This is a genomic window from Kitasatospora sp. NPDC015120 (assembly GCF_043080305.1).
In the GTDB taxonomy this organism is placed as follows: domain Bacteria; phylum Actinomycetota; class Actinomycetes; order Streptomycetales; family Streptomycetaceae; genus Kitasatospora.
Map to the genome: position 1 here is coordinate 24,707 of NZ_JBIBVJ010000022.1, position 18,620 is coordinate 43,326.

13 protein-coding genes are annotated in these 18,620 nt (G+C 73.7%); 4 read left to right on the forward strand and 9 right to left on the reverse strand.

What is annotated here, in order from left to right; all coding sequences use genetic code 11:
* Positions 1 to 130 precede the first annotated feature (130 nt).
* Both ACF1AK_RS31020 and ACF1AK_RS31025 read left to right on the forward strand, forming a co-directional pair.
* A complete protein-coding gene (locus ACF1AK_RS31020) occupies positions 131 to 1,246 on the forward strand; it encodes an alpha/beta hydrolase family protein (protein WP_391502178.1) in 1,116 nt (371 codons plus the stop codon).
* Between the two features lie 161 nt (positions 1,247 to 1,407).
* Positions 1,408 to 2,940, forward strand: a complete 1,533-nt coding sequence (locus ACF1AK_RS31025) for a hypothetical protein (RefSeq protein ID WP_391502179.1) — start codon at positions 1,408 to 1,410, stop codon at positions 2,938 to 2,940.
* Positions 2,941 to 3,018: 78 nt separating this feature from the next.
* Here ACF1AK_RS31025 and ACF1AK_RS31030 read toward each other — a convergent pair whose 3' ends face one another.
* From ACF1AK_RS31030 to ACF1AK_RS31070, 9 genes are all read right to left on the reverse strand, one after another.
* On the reverse strand, positions 3,019 to 3,897 hold the full coding sequence (locus tag ACF1AK_RS31030) for a CDP-alcohol phosphatidyltransferase family protein (protein ID WP_391502180.1): 879 nt from the start codon (positions 3,895 to 3,897) through the stop codon (positions 3,019 to 3,021).
* Positions 3,884 to 4,576: a phosphatidylserine decarboxylase gene (locus tag ACF1AK_RS31035; RefSeq protein ID WP_391502181.1), complete on the reverse strand. Its 693-nt coding sequence runs from the start codon at positions 4,574 to 4,576 to the stop codon at positions 3,884 to 3,886. Before ACF1AK_RS31035 ends, ACF1AK_RS31030 begins: the two co-directional genes overlap by 14 nt.
* Positions 4,577 to 5,037: 461 nt before the next feature.
* Entirely contained in the window at positions 5,038 to 6,249 is a 1,212-nt protein-coding gene (locus tag ACF1AK_RS31040) for an acyl-CoA dehydrogenase family protein (protein WP_391502182.1), read from the reverse strand.
* A 158-nt stretch (positions 6,250 to 6,407) separates the two neighbouring features.
* Positions 6,408 to 6,911, reverse strand: coding sequence for a MaoC family dehydratase (locus ACF1AK_RS31045; protein WP_391502183.1), 504 nt, complete (start codon positions 6,909 to 6,911; stop codon positions 6,408 to 6,410).
* Positions 6,912 to 6,939: 28 nt separating this feature from the next.
* Entirely contained in the window at positions 6,940 to 7,899 is a 960-nt protein-coding gene (locus ACF1AK_RS31050; protein ID WP_391502184.1) for an HpcH/HpaI aldolase/citrate lyase family protein, read from the reverse strand.
* Between the two features lie 22 nt (positions 7,900 to 7,921).
* Entirely contained in the window at positions 7,922 to 9,949 is a 2,028-nt protein-coding gene (locus ACF1AK_RS31055) for a protein meaA (protein ID WP_391502185.1), read from the reverse strand.
* A 20-nt stretch (positions 9,950 to 9,969) separates the two neighbouring features.
* Positions 9,970 to 11,340 (reverse strand): crotonyl-CoA carboxylase/reductase, encoded by a 1,371-nt coding sequence (gene ccrA, locus ACF1AK_RS31060; RefSeq protein WP_391502186.1) that lies wholly within the window; start codon positions 11,338 to 11,340, stop codon positions 9,970 to 9,972.
* A gap of 359 nt (positions 11,341 to 11,699) precedes the next feature.
* Entirely contained in the window at positions 11,700 to 12,605 is a 906-nt protein-coding gene (locus ACF1AK_RS31065; protein ID WP_391502187.1) for a TetR family transcriptional regulator, read from the reverse strand.
* Between the two features lie 179 nt (positions 12,606 to 12,784).
* Positions 12,785 to 14,560 carry a 3-hydroxyacyl-CoA dehydrogenase family protein gene (locus tag ACF1AK_RS31070; protein WP_391502188.1) on the reverse strand — a complete coding sequence of 592 codons (1,776 nt, stop codon included), beginning with the start codon at positions 14,558 to 14,560 and terminating at the stop codon, positions 12,785 to 12,787.
* A 498-nt stretch (positions 14,561 to 15,058) separates the two neighbouring features.
* Between ACF1AK_RS31070 and ACF1AK_RS31075 the strand changes: the two genes are divergently transcribed.
* Both ACF1AK_RS31075 and ACF1AK_RS31080 read left to right on the forward strand, forming a co-directional pair.
* The gene (locus tag ACF1AK_RS31075; protein ID WP_391502189.1) at positions 15,059 to 16,519 is read left to right on the forward strand and encodes a glutamine synthetase; all 1,461 of its coding nucleotides are present in this window, start codon (positions 15,059 to 15,061) and stop codon (positions 16,517 to 16,519) included.
* A gap of 452 nt (positions 16,520 to 16,971) precedes the next feature.
* Entirely contained in the window at positions 16,972 to 18,462 is a 1,491-nt protein-coding gene (locus ACF1AK_RS31080; protein WP_391502190.1) for a S8 family serine peptidase, read from the forward strand.
* The last annotated feature ends 158 nt before the right edge of the window (positions 18,463 to 18,620 follow it).

Sequence of the window (18,620 nt, forward strand, 5' to 3'; positions counted from 1 at the left end):
GACTTTCCTCCCGGAACTACCCGTACGGCCGTGTCCTGCTGGCCTCCCTGCGCCCGCGCGAGTGGACTGAGGGTGGGTCGGGGCGGCGAGACCGGACACCGAGCCAGACACCGAGCACCGGGGAGCGAGTATGCGTTGGGGAATCGCGGCCACCGTGGCGGCCGCCGCCGTCGGCACCGGGGCCGCCGTCCTGGTGATCGGCCGCCGGGCGTCCGAGCGGATGGTCCGCCCGGCCGGGGCCGCCCGCGTGCGGACCGGCCCGGTGCGCGTCCAGGCCCTCGGCGCGGGGCGGGTCACCTTCACCCGCACGCCGGTGAGCGAGCGCCCCGGCCGCTGGGCCGTCGAGTGGGGCGAGGACGGCCATGCGGTCGTCGAGGAGGTCCTGCACCGTGACGAGAAGGGGGTCACCCGCCGGCTGGTGCGCGCCGACCGGGGCACCCTCGCCCCCGGCACCGAGGTCCGCTTCACCCCCCGCGTCCACCTCGGCGACCCGGGCCGGGCGCTCGGGCTGCCGTTCGCCGAGACCGCCGTCGAGGGCGAGCTCGGCGCGATGCCCGCCTGGCGGCTGGGCGGCAAGCGGGGCACCTGGGTGGTCCTGGTGCACGGGCCGGACGCCGACCGGGCCCAGACCCTGCCCGTCCTCCCCGAGCTGCAGCGCCTCGGCCTGCCCGCCCTGGTCGTCACCTACCGCGGCGACGCCGGCGCCCCCGCCTCCCCGGACGGCCTCGGCCACTTCGGCGAGACCGAGTGGCGGGACGTCGAGGCGGCGGTGCGCACCGCCCTGGACGCCGGCGCGGGCCGGGTCGTGCTCCACGGCTGGTCGCTCGGCGCCACGATGGCCCTGCACACCGCCGCCCGCTCGGACCTCGCCCCCGCGATCAGCAGCCTGGTCCTGGACTCGCCGGTGCTGGACTGGCCGGCCACCGCCCGCCGGGGCGCGGCCCGCTCCGGCTTCCGGGGCGCGGCCGCCGAACTGGGCGCGCTCGCGGCGCAGGGCCGCACCGGCGTGGATCTGGCCGACTTCGCCCGCATCGCCGAGGGGACCGGCCTGCGGGTGCCGACCCTGGTGCTGCACGGCCCGGACGACCCGGTGGCCCCGTTCGCCGCGGCCGAGCGGCTGGCCCGCCGCCGACCGGACGTGGTCAACCTCCAGGCCTTTCCCGGGGGTGATCACGCAGCGCTGTGGAACACCGCCCCGGACCGCTATGCCGAGACCCTGCGCCGCTGGCTCACTCCGTTCTGCTGAGCCGTTCCGATCCCCCCCTCGCGTGGAATTCCGCGGCGCACCCGTTCTTCGTGGCATGGACCCGCCACAAGGATCAGGCCAGTCGGTTTGGCCTCTGTTGCCCGATCTTGTCGAGCCCCCGCGCCCCCCGCCCGCCCCCCGCGGACAACCGGATGTGACAGATGGCCGGTACAAGGGGAAGACTGCTCGACGTGACGTCTCGGAATCCGCGCGACCGTGATGCCCCGCTCCCGCCGACGATCGGTACCGGTGCGACGGTGACCCGTCTCCCCGGAACGGCCCACCGCCCCGCCGGCGCCAGGCCGGGGGCCCCGGGCGTACCCCGCCGACGAGGCCCCGCCCCCGCACCCGGCCGTGGCCGGGTCCCCGTGCCGGAGGGCTTCCCCGCCCCCGCCGAACTCGCCCCGCTGGCCCGCCGCATGCTGGTCGACGCCGTCCGGATCGCCCGCTGGGCCGGCGAGCTCGACGAGGTCGACAAGCGCGGCGAGCTGCTCCCCGACGACGCCCGCGCCGCCGGCCGCGCCCTCGCCATGACGGTGGGCGCCGCCGCCAAGGCGTGGGGCCAGGCCCTGCTGGTCGGCCTGGTCGAGGCCCGGGACGGCGGTGCCGGCCCCGGCTGGCGCCTGCACGCCTGGGAACACGACGACGAGGCGGTGGTCCGCGGCTGGTCGGCCCTGTTCGACGCCTGGACGCTGCTCGCCCCGGTGCCGCCCGCCGCCCTGCGCGGCGTCTTCGCGGTGCTCGCCGGGCAGGCCGTCGACCAGGCCCCGCAGCTGCTCTCCTTCCTCCACCTGGTGGACGGCCCGGTGGCCGACATCGAGCTGCTGGAGCTGCTGCGGCGCGGCCTGGACGAGCGCCGGGTCGGCGGCGGCGAGGGCGCCTTCGGCCTCTCGCCGGTCCCGCACGCGGCCTCCGCCGTCTCCGCCGTCCGCGGCACCTGCCGCGAGCCGCAGATCGACACCCCGGCCTCGCCCGCCGACGTCGCCGCCGTCCTGGACTGGATGCTGGACGGCCTGGCCGCCGTCGGCGCGCTGACCCGCCGGGACAACGCGGCCGAGCTCTCCCCGCTCGGGAACTGGGCGGTGCGGGCCAAGCTGGAGGAGATCTGCACCGTCGCGCAGACCGCCGCCGGCCACATCGAGCAGAGCGCGCTGGAGCTGCTGAGCGCCTGCGCCGACTACTCGCCCGGCCCGGCCCGCGCCGAGTACCGGGCCTGGCTGGCCGCCCGCCCGGCCGACCGGGCGGTGGCCGAGCTGCTGGAGGCCGCGCAGGGCGAGGACGCGCTGGTGCGCGGCCTGGCCTTCGAGGCGCTGCGGGTGGCCGGCGTGACCGCCGAGCAGGCCGTCCGGGCCGCCGTCGACGAGCCGGTGCTGCGCCCCTACGCGCTGCTCTGGCTGGCCGAGCGCTCGGACGAAGGGGTCTCCCCGGCCGATGTGCTGGGCGCGGAGGACGCCGCCTGGCTCTGGGTGGACACCGCCGCGGCGGTGCTCGACCACGGGGAGACGGAACTGCTCGTCGGCCATGTCGAGGGCGCCTCGGCCGGCGACCCGGTGCGGCTGTTCGCCCGGGCCCGGCAGTCCGGGCACCCGCGGGCGGCCTCGGTGCTGACCGCCGTCTCCGGCGTCCACCCGGACCCGGGCGTGGCCCGGGCGGCCCGCCGCTCGGCCTTCAGCGTCCACCGCGGCGGCGCGTAGCCCCGCACGGCGCGCAGGACATGCGCAAGGGCCCGGCTCCCCTCGGGGAGCCGGGCCCTTGCGCATGTCCTGCGGCCGTCAGCCGATCCGCGACTCCGCGCGGCGCGCCCGGACGTCGCCGACCTTCTGCCCCACCTTGCGGCGGATGACCAGCAGCGGCGCCATCGCGGCGAGCGCGATCTGTGCGAACGCGCCGATGTGCAGCAGGTTGTCGCCGCCCGGCAGGCCGGTCGCCCAGGCCGCCAGGCAGCCGATCGAGACGACGATCCAGCAGAGCGTCGCGGTGGCCAGCAGCCCCTGCGGCTTCGGGTACTCGATCCGGCTGACCATCAGGTACGCCGCGCCGAAGATGGCGAGCAGACCGGGCAGGAAGGGCGGGTCGAGCAGCACGATGGCGATCACCGTCATTGCGCCCATCGGGCAGGGCATGCCCTGGAACACCCCGGGCCGCATCTTCACGGCGGAGAAGCGGGCGAGCCGCAGCACCACCGCCAGCAGCACGGTCAGCGCGATCAGCGCGGAGAGCCGGCTGTTGGAGCCCGGGGAGACCATGCCCCAGACCGCCACGAAGTAGGCCGGGGCGATCCCGAAGCTGATCAGGTCGGCGAGGTTGTCGAGCTCGGCGCCGAGCGCGGAGGAACGCAGCTTGCGCGCCACCAGCCCGTCGAACAGGTCGCACATCGAGCCGATCAGCAGCAGCGTCACCGCCGTGGCGGCGCTGTGCTTGTCCGGCGCGGCGTCCGGGTTGGTGATGTGCGGGACGAGCACCCCGGTGGTGATCGAGTAGATCGCCAGGAAGCCGCAGACGGCGTTGCCGAGGGTGAGGAAGTCGGCGGTGGACAGGTGCTGCGGCGAGCGCGGCGCGCGCAGCTCGCGGTCGCGGGCCCAGCGGCGGCGGCGCAGGGCCGTCTCCTCGTCGTCGAGGCCGACGATCGTCTCAGGATCAGTCACGGTCAAGGCGTGTCACCCCGGCGGTGGTCTTCTGGCCGACCTCGACGCCGACCTCGACGCCGGCCGGCAGGTAGGTGTCGACCCGGGACCCGAACCGGATCAGACCGATCCGCTCGCCCTGTTCGACCTTGGTACCGGCGTCCACGTACGGCACGATGCGGCGCGCCACGGCGCCCGCGATCTGCACCATCTCGATGTCGCCGAGCTCGGTGTCGAAGTGCCAGACGACCCGCTCGTTCTGGTCGCTGTCCTTGTTGAACGCGGGCACGAAGCCACCGGGCACGTGCTCGACGGAGGTCACCGTGCCGGGCAGCGGGGCCCGGTTCACGTGGACGTTGAGCGGGCTCATGAAGATCGCCACGCGGGTCCGGCCGTCCGGCCACGCGTCGATGCTCTGGACCACGCCGTCGGCGGGGGAGATCACTCTGCCCGTGCCGATCTCACGCTCGGGGTCGCGGAAGAACCACAGCATGCCGGCGCCGAGCGCACAGGCGGGTACCGCCGCCAGGGCCCACGCGCCGTTGCGCCGGGTGAGGGCGGTGGTCACGGCGGCCGTGGCGAGGGTGGGGACGAACCAGGGGGTGGCTCCGCGCGCGATGGTCACGCGGGGCCGACGACCGGCCGTCGTGGCTGCGAGGGCATCGCGGTCCGTGACGGAGGTGTGAGGGGACGGGCTGATGGGCATCGAAGACCTTTGTCGCGGGGGATCATGGCCGCTGGACGGGGGCCACCGCGGGATCGGGTAAGAGAGGGACGTCTGCTGTCCCGGTGGATGCTATCGGGACCAGCCGGTGGGTGGGCAACCCGCCTGCTCGTCAGGTGACCTGGCGGAGGCGCAGTCGCGCCCCTCCTCTACGACCGTAGCTGGCCCCGCTCCGGTTCCCAAGGGACCGGGCGAAGCTGGTGACTCATGTCTCAACCGTGCCCGGCGGGCCGGTGCGGAGCTGCCCGCCGGGCACCCGCGGGGGACCCGGCGAGGGCATGCCGAAGCGGCCACAGGGCGTGTGACAGCAGCTGTACGCCCTGTGGCCGCTTCGGTGGGCCGTGCCGGACCCGTTCGGCGGACCAGGCCGGGCGGGCGGGGGCACGGCGGGTGCCGGGACGGGCCCGCACGCCCGTCGTCCGGCGGCTCTCCGGGCCCGCGGATCACTCCGCGATGCGGTACTCCTCCAGCAGCCGGCGCCCGACGATCATCTTCTGGATCTCCGCAGTACCTTCACCGATCAGCAGCATCGGGGCCTCCCGGTAGAGCCGCTCGATCTCGTACTCCTTGGAGAAGCCGTAGCCGCCGTGGATGCGGAAGGCGTCCTCGACGACCTCCTTGCAGTACTCGGAGGCCAGGTACTTGGCCATGCCCGCCTCCAGGTCGTTGCGCTCGCCGCCGTCCTTCTTGCGGGCGGCCATGACCATCATCTGGTGGGCGGCCTCGACCTTGGTGGCCATCTCGGCGAGCTTGAACTGGATCGCCTGGTGTTCGGCGATCCGCTTGCCGAAGGTGGTGCGCTGCTGGGCGTAGGCGATGCCCAGCTCGAAGGCCCGGCGGGCGACGCCGCAGCCGCGCGCGGCCACGTTGACCCGGCCGACCTCGACGCCGTCCATCATCTGGTAGAAGCCGCGGCCGGGGACCCCGCCGAGGATCCGGTCGGCCGGGACGCGGACGTCCTGGAGGACCAGCTCGGTGGTGTCGACGCCCTTGTAGCCCATCTTCTCGATCTTGCCGGGCACGGTGAGGCCGGGGACGGCCGGGTTCGGCCCGAAGCCCGGCGTCTTCTCGATCAGGAAGGTGGTCATGTTCTTGTAGGGGGTGGAGCCGCCCTCGTCGGTCTTGCACAGCACCGCGACCAGGGTGGAGGTGCCGCCGTTGGTGAGCCACATCTTCTGGCCGTTGAGGACGTAGAAGTCCCCGCCCCCGGCGTCCCGCACGCCCTTGGTGGTGATCGCGGCGACGTCGGAGCCGAGGCCGGGCTCGGACATCGAGAAGGCGCCGCGGATCTCGCCGGCGGCCATCCTCGGGAGGAAGTGGTCCTTCTGCTCCTGGGTGCCGTGGGCGTTGATCATGTGCGCCACGATGAAGTGGGTGTTGACGATGCCGGAGACGGACATCCAGCCGCGGGCGATCTCCTCCACCACCAGGGCGTAGGTGAGCAGCGACTCGCCGAGGCCGCCGTACTCCTCGGGGATGGTCAGGCCGAAGAGGCCGAGCTGCTTCATGCCCTCGACGATCGCGGCCGGGTACTCGTCCTTGTGCTCCAGCTCGGTCGCGACCGGGATGATCTCCTTGTCGACGAACTCGCGCACGGTGGCGAGGATGTCCCGCTGGATCTCGGTGAGGCCGTCGGTCTGTGCGAGGCGTCCCATCGTGCGGCTCCTGTCATGCCTGAGGGAAAAGAGGAGTGGGGGGGCGTGGGTGGACGGGGGCTCCGCGGGCGTGGCTTCCGCGGAGCCCCCGTGAACCGGGTGGGGGCACGGCCGATGACGGCGGCCGGCCCGTCCGGGGCTCGGGGGGGGGGGGGGGCTCAGCCGAGGGGGGCGGGGCGGCCGGGCTGCTCGCCGCCGCGCGCCTCGGTGTAGGCCGCGGTCGGCACCATCACCTTGCGGCGGAAGATGCAGACGACCGTGCCGTCCTGCTTGTAGCCCGTGGTCTCGACGTACACGATGCCGCGGTCGTCCTTGGACTTGGACGGCCACTTGTCGAGCACCGTGGTCTCGCCGTAGACCGTGTCGCCGTGGAAGGTCGGCGCGACGTGCCGCAGCGACTCGATCTCCAGGTTGGCGATCGCCTTGCCGGAGACGTCCGGGACGGACATGCCGAGCAGCAGCGAGTAGACGTAGTTGCCCACCACCACGTTCCGGCCGAAGTCGGTCGTCCGCTCCGCGTAATTGCTGTCCAGGTGGAGCGGGTGGTGGTTCATGGTGAGGAGGCAGAAGAGGTGGTCGTCGTACTCGGTGACCGTCTTGCCGGGCCAGTGCTTGTACACCGCGCCGACCTCGAACTCCTCGTAGGTGCGTCCGAACTGCATGGGTCAGTGCTCCTTGGGGTCGGCGTTCTCAGGCCTGCGGGGGCTCGAAGGCGGAGGTGCGCCGCAGGCCCGCGGCGCGGCCCTTGCCGGAGATGACCAGCGCCATCTTGCGGCTGGCCTCGTCGATCATCTCGTCGCCGAGCATCGCCGAGCCCTTGAAGCCGCCGGCCTCGGAGGTGCACCAGTCGTAGGCGTCGAGGATCAGCTCGGCGTGGTCGTAGTCCTCCTGGGAGGGCGAGAAGATCTCGTTGGCGGCGGCGACCTGGTCCGGGTGGAGCACCCACTTGCCGTCGAAGCCCAGCGCGGCGGCGCGCCCGGCCACCTCGCGGTAGCCCTCCTGGTTGCGGATCTGGAGGTAGGGGCCGTCGATCGCCTGGAGGTCGTGGGCGCGGGCGGCCATCAGGATGCGCATCAGGATGTAGTGGTAGGCGTCGGCCGGGTAGCCGGGCGGCTGCTCGCCGACCACCAGCGACTTCATGTTGATCGAGGCCATGAAGTCGGCCGGGCCGAAGATGATGGTCTCCAGCCGGGGCGAGGCCTGGGCGATGGCGTCGACGTTGATCAGGCCCTTGGCGTTCTCGATCTGCGCCTCGATGCCGATCCGGCCGGCCTCGAAGCCCATGGTCTTCTCGATCTGGGTGAGCAGCAGGTCGAGCGCCTTCACCTGCTCGGCGTCCTGGACCTTGGGCAGCATGATGCAGTCGAGGTTCTGACCGGCGCCCTCGACGACGGTGATCACGTCGCGGTAGGTCCAGTGGGTGGTCCAGTCGTTGACCCGCACCACGCGGGTCTTGCCGCCCCAGTCGCCGTTGTTCAGCGCGTCGACGATGCTGTGCCGGGCGCTCTCCTTGACCAGCGGGGCGCAGGCGTCCTCCAGGTCGAGGAAGACCTGGTCGGCGGGCAGGCCCTGGGCCTTCTCCAGGAAGCGCGGGTTGCTGCCGGGCACGGCCAGGCAGGAGCGGCGCGGGCGCAGGCGGTTCGTCGTCATCAGAGGGTGGTCCTTCCGGGGGTCAGCTGGTCGTGGCGGCCGGGGCGGGCGTCCAGGGCTGGAGCCTGTTGGCCAGCCGGATCTCGTCCACGATCCGGCCGATGATGGTCGTGATGCCGAAGTCCTTCGGGGTGAACACGGCGGCGACGCCGGCGGCCTTGAGGGCCTCGCCGTCCGCTGCCGGGATGATGCCACCCACGATCACCGGGACATCCTCCACCCCGGCCCGGCGCAGCCGGTGCAGCACGTCCGGGACCAGCTCGCCGTGGGCGCCGGAGAGGATCGACAGGCCCACGCAGTGGACGTCCTCGGCGACGGCGGCCGAGACGATCTGCTCGGGGGTGAGCCGGATGCCCTGGTAGACCACCTCGAACCCGGCGTCGCGGGCCCGGACGGCGATCTGCTCGGCGCCGTTGGAGTGCCCGTCGAGGCCGGGCTTGCCGACCAGCAGCCGCAGCTTGCCGGTGCCCAGCTCGGCGGCGGTCGCGGCGACGGCCTCGCGGACCGCGGCCAGCTCGCCGCCGGGCTCGGCGGCGACCGCGACCGGGGCGCCGCCGACGCCGGTGGGGGCGCGGTACTCGCCGAACACCTCGCGCAGGGCGAAGGCCCACTCGCCGGTGGTGACCCCGGCGCGGGCGCAGGCCAGGGTGGCCGGCACGAGGTTCTCGTCGGTCGCGGCGACGGCCTTGAGCCGCTCCAGGGCGGCCAGCGCGGCGGCCTCGTCGCGCCGGCCGCGCCAGGCCTCCAGGGAGGCCAGCACGGACTGCTCGGAGGCCGGGTCGACGACCATGATCGCGGTGTCGAGGTCGGCCGTCAGCGGGCTCTCCTCGGTGGTCTCGAAGCAGTTCACCCCGACGATCCGGTCCTCGCCGGACTCGATCCGGGCCCGCCGGGCGGCGTGCGAGGCGACCAGGGCGGCCTTCAGGTAGCCGGACTCCACGGCCGGGATGACCCCGCCCATCCCCAGCACCTTGGCGATCTCCGTCTCGGCGCCGGCCAGCAGCTCGGCGGTCTTGGCCTCGACCACCTCGGAGCCGGCGAAGATGTCCTCGTACTCCAGCAGGTCGGACTCGAAGGCCAGCACCTGCTGGATCCGCAGCGACCACTGCTGGTCCCACGGGCGGGGCAGGCCGAGCGCCTCGTTCCACGCGGGCAGCTGCACGGCGCGGGCACGGGCGTCCTTGGAGAGGGTGACGGCGAGCATCTCCAGCACGATCCGCTGGACGTTGTTCTCCGGCTGCGCCTCGGTCAGGCCGAGCGAGTTGACCTGCACGCCGTAGCGGAAGCGGCGCTGCCTGGGGTCCTCGACGCCGTACCGCTCGCGGGTGATCCTCTCCCAGAGCCGGCCGAAGGCCCGCATCTTGCACATCTCCTCGACGAAGCGCACCCCGGCGTTGACGAAGAAGGAGATCCGGGCGACGACCTCGCCCATCCGCTCGGCCGGCACCTGGCCGGAGTCGCGGACGGCGTCCAGCACCTCGATCGCCGTGCACATCGCGAAGGCGATCTCCTGGACCGGGGTGGCCCCGGCCTCCTGGAGGTGGTAGCTGCAGATGTTGATCGGGTTCCACTTCGGGATGTTCCCGACCGTGTAGGCGATCATGTCGGTGATCAGGCGCACCGAGGGGCCGGGCGGGAAGACGTGCGTCCCGCGCGAGAGGTACTCCTTGACGATGTCGTTCTGGGTGGTGCCGGTGAGCTCGGCGATGTCGGCGCCCTGCTCCTCGGCGACCACCTGGTAGAGCGCCAGCAGCCACATCGCGGTGGCGTTGATGGTCATCGAGGTGTTGGTCCGTTCGAGCGGGATGCCGTCGAACAGGGTCCGCATGTCGCCGACGTGGCCGACCGGCACGCCGACCCGGCCGACCTCGCCGCGGGCGAGGACGTGGTCGGAGTCGTAGCCGGTCTGGGTCGGCAGGTCGAACGCCACCGAGAGGCCGGTCTGGCCCTTGGCCAGGTTCCGCCGGTACAGCGCGTTGGAGTCCTCGGCGGTGGAGTGCCCGGCGTAGGTGCGCATCAGCCAGGGCCGGTCGCGCTTCTGATCGCTCATCAGGTGTCGTGTCCTGTTCCTCAGATGTCCCGGCCGGGCCGGACGGTGCGCTCGTCGAGCTCGCGGAACAGGTTGATGGCCGGCAGGTGCCGGGCGCGCAGCTCGGCGTCGCGCACGCCCAGGCCCTCCTCGGGGGCCAGGCAGAGCACGCCGACCTTGCCCTGGTGCTTGTTGTGGTGCACGTCGAGCGCCGCCTGCCCGGTCTGCTCCAGCGGGTACACCTTGGAGACGGTCGGGTGGATCTTCCCCTTGGCGATCAGCCGGTTGGCCTCCCAGGCCTCGCGGTAGTTGGCGAAGTGCGAGCCGACGATCCGCTTCAGCGACATCCACAGGTAGCGGTTGTCGTACTGGTGCATGAAGCCGGAGGTGGAGGCGCAGGTGACGATGGTGCCGCCCTTGCGGGTGACGTAGACGCTCGCGCCGAAGGTCTCCCGGCCCGGGTGCTCGAAGACGATGTCGACGTCCTCGCCGCCGGTCAGCTCGCGGATCCGGCCGCCGAGCCGCTTCCACTCGCGCGGGTCCTGGGTCTGCTCGTCCTTCCAGAACCGGTAGCCCTCGGCGGAGCGGTCGATGATCGCCTCGGCGCCCATCGCCCGGCAGAGGTCGGCCTTCTGCGGGCTGGAGACGACGCAGATCGGGGTGGCGCCGCCGGCCAGCGCGTACTGGGTGGCGTAGGAGCCGAGGCCGCCGCTGGCGCCCCAGATCAGCACGTTGTCGCCCTGCTTCATGCCGGCGCCGTTCTGCGAGACCAGCTGGCGGTAGGCGGTGGAGTTGACCAGGCCGGGGGAGGCGGCCTCCTCCCAGGTCAGGTGGGCGGGCTTGGGCATCAGCTGGTTGGTCTTCACCAGGGCCAGCTGGGCGAGTCCGCCGAAGTTGGTCTCGAAGCCCCAGATCCGCTGCTCCGGGTCCATCATCGTGTCGTTGTGGCCGTCGGAGGACTCCAGCTCGACCGAGAGGCAGTGCGCGACCACCTCGTCGCCCGGCTTCCAGGCGTTGACCCCGGCGCCGGTGCGCAGCACCACGCCGGCGAGGTCGGAGCCGACGACGTGGTACGGCAGGTCGTGGCGCTTGGTCAGCGGGGAGAGCCGGCCGTAGCGCTCCAGGAAGCCGAAGGTGGAGACCGGCTCGAAGATCGAGCTCCACACGGTGTTGTAGTTCACGGCGCTCGCCATCACGGCGACCAGGGCCTCGCCGGGGCCCAGTTCGGGCAGCGGGACCTCGTCGAGGTGGAGGGACTCGCGGGGGTCCTTGTCGCGGCTGGCGAGGCCGGCGAACATCTGTTCCTCGTCCTTGTGGAGCGTCACCGCCCGGTAGGACTCCGGCAGCTTCACGTGGGCGAAGTCCGCCGTGGTGCTGTCGGGGCTGAGGATCGCGTCGAGGATTTCCTTCATGGCTGCCTCCGAAGGCGTACCTGTGTGAGGGCACAGGGCGTCTGGGGGAGCCGGGAGCGGACACCGGCTTCGAGGAACGGGGTGGTGGGTGGGTGGCTGGTGGGCCTGCGCTGAGGTGCTTCGCTCCCGGGGGTGGGGGGAGCGCCGGTACGACGGCGCGCCGAGGTGGGAGCCGCGGCGCCGCGACTGGTGGGTAACAAGGTAGTGGCACCCTGTGCCACTCGTAAAGACACGGCGTGCCAGCAATTCCGGCCGGCCGCGACCCCCGCCGCGCCGTCGCCGGCGGGTATGGCGAGGGCCCGTGCCGATCGCTCGGCACGGGCCCGGAAAACTGCGCTGACCTGCTGGAACCCTGGCTCTCAGGCCCGCTTGGCGCCCTCCAGGGCGGCCCGTACGGCGTCCACCACGACGTCCAGCGGGGCGTCCGTCCGGGCGACTGTGATGAGCACCTCACCTCCGGGGCTGGCACTCAGTGCGCTCGCCGTCGCGGCTTCCGCTTCCGTCCCACTGGCACCCGGTGCCACCAGGGCACCGCGCCGCCGCGGCCCCGGCGCGCTGGACGCCCAGAAGGTCCGCCGGATCACCTCGAAGGAGTGGTCCAGCTGCTCCTCGACGTCACCCCGCCCGCCCGCCCGCAGCCAGCGCCGCAGCACGTGGTTGTGGGCCGCGACCACGGCCGCCGCCGACACCTCGGCCAGCATCGAGTCGTCCTCGCCGGCGCGCTGCCAGCCCGAGGGGATCTCCCCGGCGGTGTCGAACCGGCCGAGCAGGTAACGGGTGAACAGCCGTTCATACCGGGCCACCACGGCGATCTCCCGCTCGCGCAGCGCCGGCACCTGACGGATCAGCTGGTAGCGGGCCACCGAGACCCCGGGCGTGGAGGCGTACATCCGGAGCACCTCCTTGATGCCCCGGCACACCACGTCCAGCGGGTGCTCCTCCGGCTCGGCGCTGGCCAGCAGGTCGGCCACCCGGACCAGGGTGTCGTCGTGGTCCGGGAAGATCGCCTCCTCCTTGGACCGGAAGTACCGGAAGAAGGTCCGCCGGGCCACCCCGGCCGCCGCCGCGATCTGGTCGACCGTGGTCTCCTCGTAGCCCTGCGAGGCGAACAGCTCCATGGCGGCGGTGGCCAGGTCCTGGCGCATCTGCTGGCGCTGCGCCGCGGCCCGCCGGCCGCCCGGCCCCCCGTCCTGGCCGGTCACGGCCGGCCGGCCGTCGCGCGCCGGGGCGGATTGCTGCGGGGAGACTGACTGAACCCGATCCATGCCCGGAACGCTACACGCCCCCGGCGGCGCGCCCGGCGGCCTTCCCCGGCGCACCGGGGGGACCGGGCCGCCCGCCGCGGGCCGGGGCCAGTGCGCCGAGACCGCGCCCGGCCCCCAGCCCGCCCGCTCCGGGCGGAACGGCGGCCGGCCGGGCTGTCCCCCGTGGGGCGGCGGGGCGGTCATCGGCGGGCGTGGTCGCGGAAACCGCGGCCGGTCTTGCGGCCCAGGCAGCCGGCCGCCACCAGGTGCTCCAGCAGCGGCGCCGCCGCCAGGCCCGGCTCGCGGAACTCCTGGTGCAGCACCTGCTCGATGGTCAGCGAGACGTCCAGGCCGACCACGTCCAGCAGCTCGAACGGGCCCATCGGGTACCCGCAGCCGAGCTTCATCGCGGTGTCGATGTCGTCCACCGTCGCGTAGTGCTCCTGGAGCATCCGCACCGCGTCGTTCAGGTAGGGGAAGAGCAGCGCGTTGACGATGAACCCGGCACGGTCCCCGCACTCCACCGGGTGCTTGCGGACCTTCGCGCACAGCTCCAGCACGGTCGCGGTGACGTCCGGCGCGGTCAGCACCGTGGAGACCACCTCGACCAGCCGCATCGCCGGCGCCGGGTTGAAGAAGTGCATGCCGATGACGTCCTGCGGCCGGGAGGTCGCCGAGGCGCAGCTGATCACCGGCAGCGAGGAGGTGGTGGTGGCCAGCACCGCGCCCGGCCTGACCACCGCGTCCAGGGCGGCGAAGAGCTCGCGCTTGACCGCGAGGTCCTCGGCGACCGCCTCGACCACCAGGTCGACGTCGGCCAGCGCGTCGTACCGGCCGACCGGCGTGACCAGCGCCAGCGCGGCGTCCCGCTGCTCCGCGGTCAGCCGGCCCCTGGTCACCGAGCGCTCCAGCGACTTCGCCAGCTGCGCCTTGGCCCGCTCCGCCTTCTCCTGGCTGCGGGCGGCCAGCAGCACCGGGAAGCCGGCCTTGGCGAAGACCTCGACGATGCCGGTGGCCATGGTGCCCGAGCCGCAGACGCCGATGCCGCGCACCGCGCGGCCGGGGACCGCCGGCTCCGCCGGGCCGGTGGCGGCGTCGACGGCCTTCGAGGAGCCGGGCGCCTCGTAGGTGTAGAAGCCGCGGCCGCTCTTGCGGCCCAGCAGCCCGGCCGCGACCAGCTGGCCGAGGATCGGTGCCGGTGCGTGCAGCCGGTCCCCCGACTGCTCGTACATCGCCTCCAGGACGGTGCGGGCGGTGTCCACGCCGATCAGGTCGAGCAGCGCGAGGGGGCCCATCGGCAGGCCGCAGCCGAGGCGCATCGCGGCGTCGATGTCCTCCCGGGTGGCGTACCGGGACTCGTACATCGCGGCGGCCTGGTTGAGGTACGCGAAGAGCAGGCCGTTGACCACGAAGCCGGCCCGGTCGCCGGCCGCCACCGGCTCCTTGCCGAGGTCCCGGGCGAAGGCCGCGGCGTCCTCGGCCACCTGCGGGCCGGTGAGCACGGTGCGCACCACCTCGACCAGCTTCATGGTGTGCACGGGGTTGAAGAAGTGCAGGCCGAGCACCCGGTCCGGGCGGGCGGTGGCGGCGGCGATCCGGGTCACCGACAGCGCGGTGGTGCCGGTGGCCAGCACGGTCCCGGGCGGGCAGATCCGGTCCAGCTCGGCGAGGACCTCCCGCTTCAGCTCCAGCCGCTCGGGGACCTCCTCGATCACCAGGTCCGCCCCGGCGGCGGCGTCCAGCGCGTGGCCGACGGAGATCCGGGCCAGCAGGCCGGCCCGCTCCTCGGCGGCGAGCCGCCCGCGGGCCACCGCGTGCGCGGTCGCCTCCTCGATCCGGGCCAGCGCCCGGGCGGCCGAGGCCGCGTCGGCCTCGATGCCGAGCACCCGGCGGCCGCTCCTGGCGACGGCGACCGCGACGCCGGCGCCCATCGTGCCGAGTCCGACCACGGCGACCGTGGGGAAGGGACGCTTCATCTGTCCTGACTCCTTGTCATGGAGGGCCCGCGCGCGCTCCGGAGGGCGCGCCCCCGGAGGAGGGTCCGCGCGCGGGGCGGGGGATGACGGTTGCGGCCACCGCGCAGCCGCCGGTCCGCTCCGGCGGTGCTGCGGGTGTGCCGTGGTACTCAGGCGCTCGACACGGGAGACGGCTCTGAACACAGAGGAAGGAGGTCCCGGCTGCGGCCGCGGTCCGCGGCACCCGCCGGTGAACGAACGCACCGCCACGCGCCGCCCGCTCCGCGCGAGTCCCGCGCGGCGGACGGCGCCCCCGTCGGTGCGGCTCCCGAAGCCCGACGGTGGTGCGTGCCGACACTGTAGCGAAGCTACTCGCCAGTAGGAAGGGGGTGGCGGGCCGGATTTCCACGGCTCGCGGCGGGGCGATCACCCGTGCGGGTGAGGACGGTGGACGGACGTCCGTTCGGACCACCCGATAGGGGAGTTACGCGCCCCCTCGGCGCTGGGCAGCATGGGGGCATGACCACTGGAGCCGTTGCCACGGACCGTCCCGAGCCCACCCCCGGGTCCGGCCCCGGGGCGGGCGGGCACGCCGAGGACGGCGCCGTGCCGCCGCCCCGGGCCGACCGGGCCGAGCGCGGCGAGCGGGCCCGGGCGGCGGTCGACCGGCTGCGCACCGCCGGGGTCGAGGCGGTCGCCGTCACCTGGGTGGACAACGCCGGCATCGCCCGGGTCAAGGCCGTACCGCTCGGCGGCCTGGTGCACGCCGCCCAGTGGGGCATCGGCACGGCCCCCTGCTTCGACGTCTTCCTCGCCGACGACACCATCGTCACCAGCCCGCTGATCGGCGGCCCCACCGGGGACCTGCGGCTCTACCCCGACGTCGAGCGGATCGTCCCGCTCGCCGCCCAGCCGGGCTGGGCCTGGGCGCCGGGGGACCGCTACACCCAGGGCGGTGCCCCGCACCCGGGCTGCCAGCGGCTCTTCGCCCGCCGCGCGGTCGCGGCCGCCGCCGAGCGCGGGCTGACCCTGAAGGCCGGCATCGAGATCGAGTGGGTGGCCGCGCTGGCCGGCCCGCCCGGGGAGGAGCCCCGCTACCCGACGGCCGGCCCGGCCTACGGCATGCAGCGGGTCACCGAGCTCTCCGACTACCTGCGCGACGTACTGCGCGCCCTCGGTGAGCAGGGCCTGACCGTGCTCCAGATCCACCCCGAGTACGCGGCCGGGCAGTTCGAGGTCTCGGTCGCCCCCGAGGGCCCGGTCGAGGCCGCCGACACCTCCGTGCTGGTCCGGCACACCGTGCGCGCCGTCTCCGCCCGGCACGGCCTGCGGGTCTCCTTCGCCCCGGTGGTCGAGGCCGGCGGGGTCGGCAACGGCGGCCACCTCCACCTCAGCCTCTGGCGCGACGGCCGCAACCTCGCCCACGGCGGCCCCGGCCCGCACGGCCTCACCGCCGAGGCCGAGGGCTTCCTCGCGGGGGTGCTCGGCGCGCTGCCCGAACTGCTGGTGCTCGGCTGCTCCAGCCCGGCCGGCTACCTGCGGCTGGTCCCCTCGCACTGGGCCGGCGCCTACCAGTGCTGGGGGCTGGAGAACCGGGAGGCCGCGCTGCGGCTGGTCACCGGCTCCACCGGCGAGCGCGCCTCCGCCGCCAACGCCGAGATCAAGTGCTTCGACGCCACCGCCAACCCCTACCTGGCGGTCGGCGGGGTGCTCGCCGCCGGCCTCGCCGGGCTGGACCAACGCCTCGCGCTGCCGCCGGAGTTCACCGGCGACCCGGCGCAGGCCGCCCCCGGCGCCGTCCCCCGGCTGCCCGCCGGCCCGGGCGAGGCGCTCGCCGCCTACCGCGCTTCCGCCCTGCTGCGCGAGGCCCTCGGCGAGCCGCTCCACGGCGCCGTGCTCGCCGTCCGCCAGGCCGAGAGCGAGCAGTACGCCACCGCCACCCCCGAGGAACTGGCCGCCGCCACCCGCTGGCGGTACTGACCCGGGCACCGTGCCCGGCCTCCCCGCGCCGGCCGGTCACCGCGGCCGCACCACGCCGACGGCCGGGCCCGCCGGCGACGCCCTGACGGGTCCGCCCGCCGGGTCCGCCCGGCCGCCCGCGGCCGATGCCGGGCGACTGTACGCGCTCTGACCGTCCGCCGCCCCCGCTTGGCGGCGATCCGCCACTGGCCGTTTCCGGCCGCCCCGGACGCCTGTTCCGCCCTCGGCCCGGCTGACTAGGGTGTGCCTTCCGGCGTGCTGTGCCCTCAGGGCCGCCGGGCGACCCCTCCTGCCCAGCAGAAGCGGAGTCATACCTTCCGCCGGTGGCCGACTTGTGGCGATTAGATGACTACCTCTTGCGGATTGCAACACTTGTTCACTAACGTCCCGATCATTCCAAGTGCACCTGCCAACCGCAGCTGCTGCATGACGACTCGGGAGGGCCAACCCCTATGAGTGTTCCTCGGATCAGCCGGACCCGGTATGCGGCGGTGGGCCTCGTCCTCGCCACCGCCGGCGCCCTCGCGCTGCCGTCCGGCACCGCCGTCGCCGCCTCCGGGCCGGAGTCGACGACCGGTCCGCTGCTCAGCTACGTCGTCAACACCAAGGCCAACCACGGTCAGGTGCAGAAGGTCGAGAAGGCGATCACGACCCTCGGCGGCACCGTCGTGTACTCGTACGAGCAGATCGGCGTGGTGATCGCCCGCTCGAACGACACCCAGTTCGCCGCCAAGCTGCGGCAGGCCAAGGGCGTCGAGTCGGTCGGCGCCAGCCGCACCAAGGGCATCACCGCCTCCGAGGACCGCGTCGCCGAGGTCGCCCCCGCTCCGGCCGGCACCGCCGCCGCGGGCGAGGAGCCCCTGTGGGCCAACCAGTGGGACATGCGCCAGATCGGCGTGGACAAGGCCCACAAGCTGTCCCTGGGCAGCAACAAGGTCACCGTCGGCGTGCTGGACTCCGGCATCGACGGCACCCACGAGGACCTCGCCGCCAACATCGACGCCTCGCAGTCGGTCTCCTGCATCGACGGCGGCAAGCCGAACACCGCCTGGGAGGCCTGGCAGCCGGGCGTCGACGGCGACCACGGCACCCACGTGGCCGGCACCATCGCCGCCGCCAAGAACGGCAAGGGCATCGAGGGCATCGCCCCGAACGTCAAGCTCGCCGCGGTGAAGGTCGTCGACGACGGCGGCTTCATCTACCCGGAGTACGCCATCTGCGGCTTCGTCTGGGCCGGTGAGCACAAGTTCAAGGTCACGAACAACAGCTACTTCGTCGACCCGTGGATGTTCAACTGCCAGAACGACGCCGACCAGGCGGCGATCACCACCGCCGTCCGCCGCGCCGTCGAGTTCTCGCAGCGCAAGGGCGTCCTCAACGTCGCCGCCGCGGGCAACGAGAACATCGACCTGGCCCACAAGACCAAGGACGTCGCCAGCCCGGACGACACCACCCCGGCCGAGCGCCCGATCACCCAGGACTGCCTGAACCTGCCGACCGAGCTGGACGGCGTCGTGGCGGTCTCCTCGGTGGGCGTCAACGGCGAGAAGTCGTACTACTCCAGCTACGGCAAGGGCAAGGTCACCGTGGCCGCCCCCGGTGGCGACCGCCGCTACCAGATCCCGGACACCCCGGACAAGAACGGCCGCGTGCTGTCCACCATCCCGGGCGGCAAGTACGGCTACATGCAGGGCACCTCGATGGCCTCGCCGCACGCCGCCGGCGTGCTCGCCCTGCTCGCCAGCACCCACCCGTGGGCCAACGCGGACGAGCTGACCGAGCTGCTGACCAACCAGGCCGAGTCGCACGCCTGCCCGACCGCCCCGTACAACCCGGGCGGCGCCGGCGAGTGGACCGCCACCTGCGAGGGCGGCGCGGACGACAACGGCTTCTACGGCGCGGGCATCATCAACGCCGAGAAGGCGGCCCAGTGGTGGCGGTGAGCCACGGCTGACCGGCTGACACCCTGAACGCGCGACGGGGGCGGGACTTTCGGGTCCCGCCCCCGTCCGCGTGCCGTGACGCGTGCCGTTCCGGACGCCGTGACGCCTGCCGTTCCGCGTGCCGTTCCGGACGCCGTGACGCCCGCCGTCCCGTCGGC

Coding starts and splice junctions, on each gene's coding strand:
- ACF1AK_RS31075 (WP_391502189.1), top strand. CDS start 15,059: ATGACCACTGGAGCCGTTGCCACGGACCGTCCCGAGCCCACCCCCGGG.
- ACF1AK_RS31050 (WP_391502184.1), bottom strand. CDS start 7,899: ATGACGACGAACCGCCTGCGCCCGCGCCGCTCCTGCCTGGCCGTGCCC.
- ACF1AK_RS31055 (WP_391502185.1), bottom strand. CDS start 9,949: ATGAGCGATCAGAAGCGCGACCGGCCCTGGCTGATGCGCACCTACGCC.
- ACF1AK_RS31020 (WP_391502178.1), top strand. CDS start 131: ATGCGTTGGGGAATCGCGGCCACCGTGGCGGCCGCCGCCGTCGGCACC.
- ACF1AK_RS31025 (WP_391502179.1), top strand. CDS start 1,408: ATGGCCGGTACAAGGGGAAGACTGCTCGACGTGACGTCTCGGAATCCG.
- ACF1AK_RS31070 (WP_391502188.1), bottom strand. CDS start 14,560: ATGAAGCGTCCCTTCCCCACGGTCGCCGTGGTCGGACTCGGCACGATG.
- ACF1AK_RS31040 (WP_391502182.1), bottom strand. CDS start 6,249: ATGGGACGCCTCGCACAGACCGACGGCCTCACCGAGATCCAGCGGGAC.
- ACF1AK_RS31035 (WP_391502181.1), bottom strand. CDS start 4,576: ATGCCCATCAGCCCGTCCCCTCACACCTCCGTCACGGACCGCGATGCC.
- ACF1AK_RS31080 (WP_391502190.1), top strand. CDS start 16,972: ATGAGTGTTCCTCGGATCAGCCGGACCCGGTATGCGGCGGTGGGCCTC.
- ACF1AK_RS31065 (WP_391502187.1), bottom strand. CDS start 12,605: ATGGATCGGGTTCAGTCAGTCTCCCCGCAGCAATCCGCCCCGGCGCGC.
- ccrA (WP_391502186.1), bottom strand. CDS start 11,340: ATGAAGGAAATCCTCGACGCGATCCTCAGCCCCGACAGCACCACGGCG.
- ACF1AK_RS31045 (WP_391502183.1), bottom strand. CDS start 6,911: ATGCAGTTCGGACGCACCTACGAGGAGTTCGAGGTCGGCGCGGTGTAC.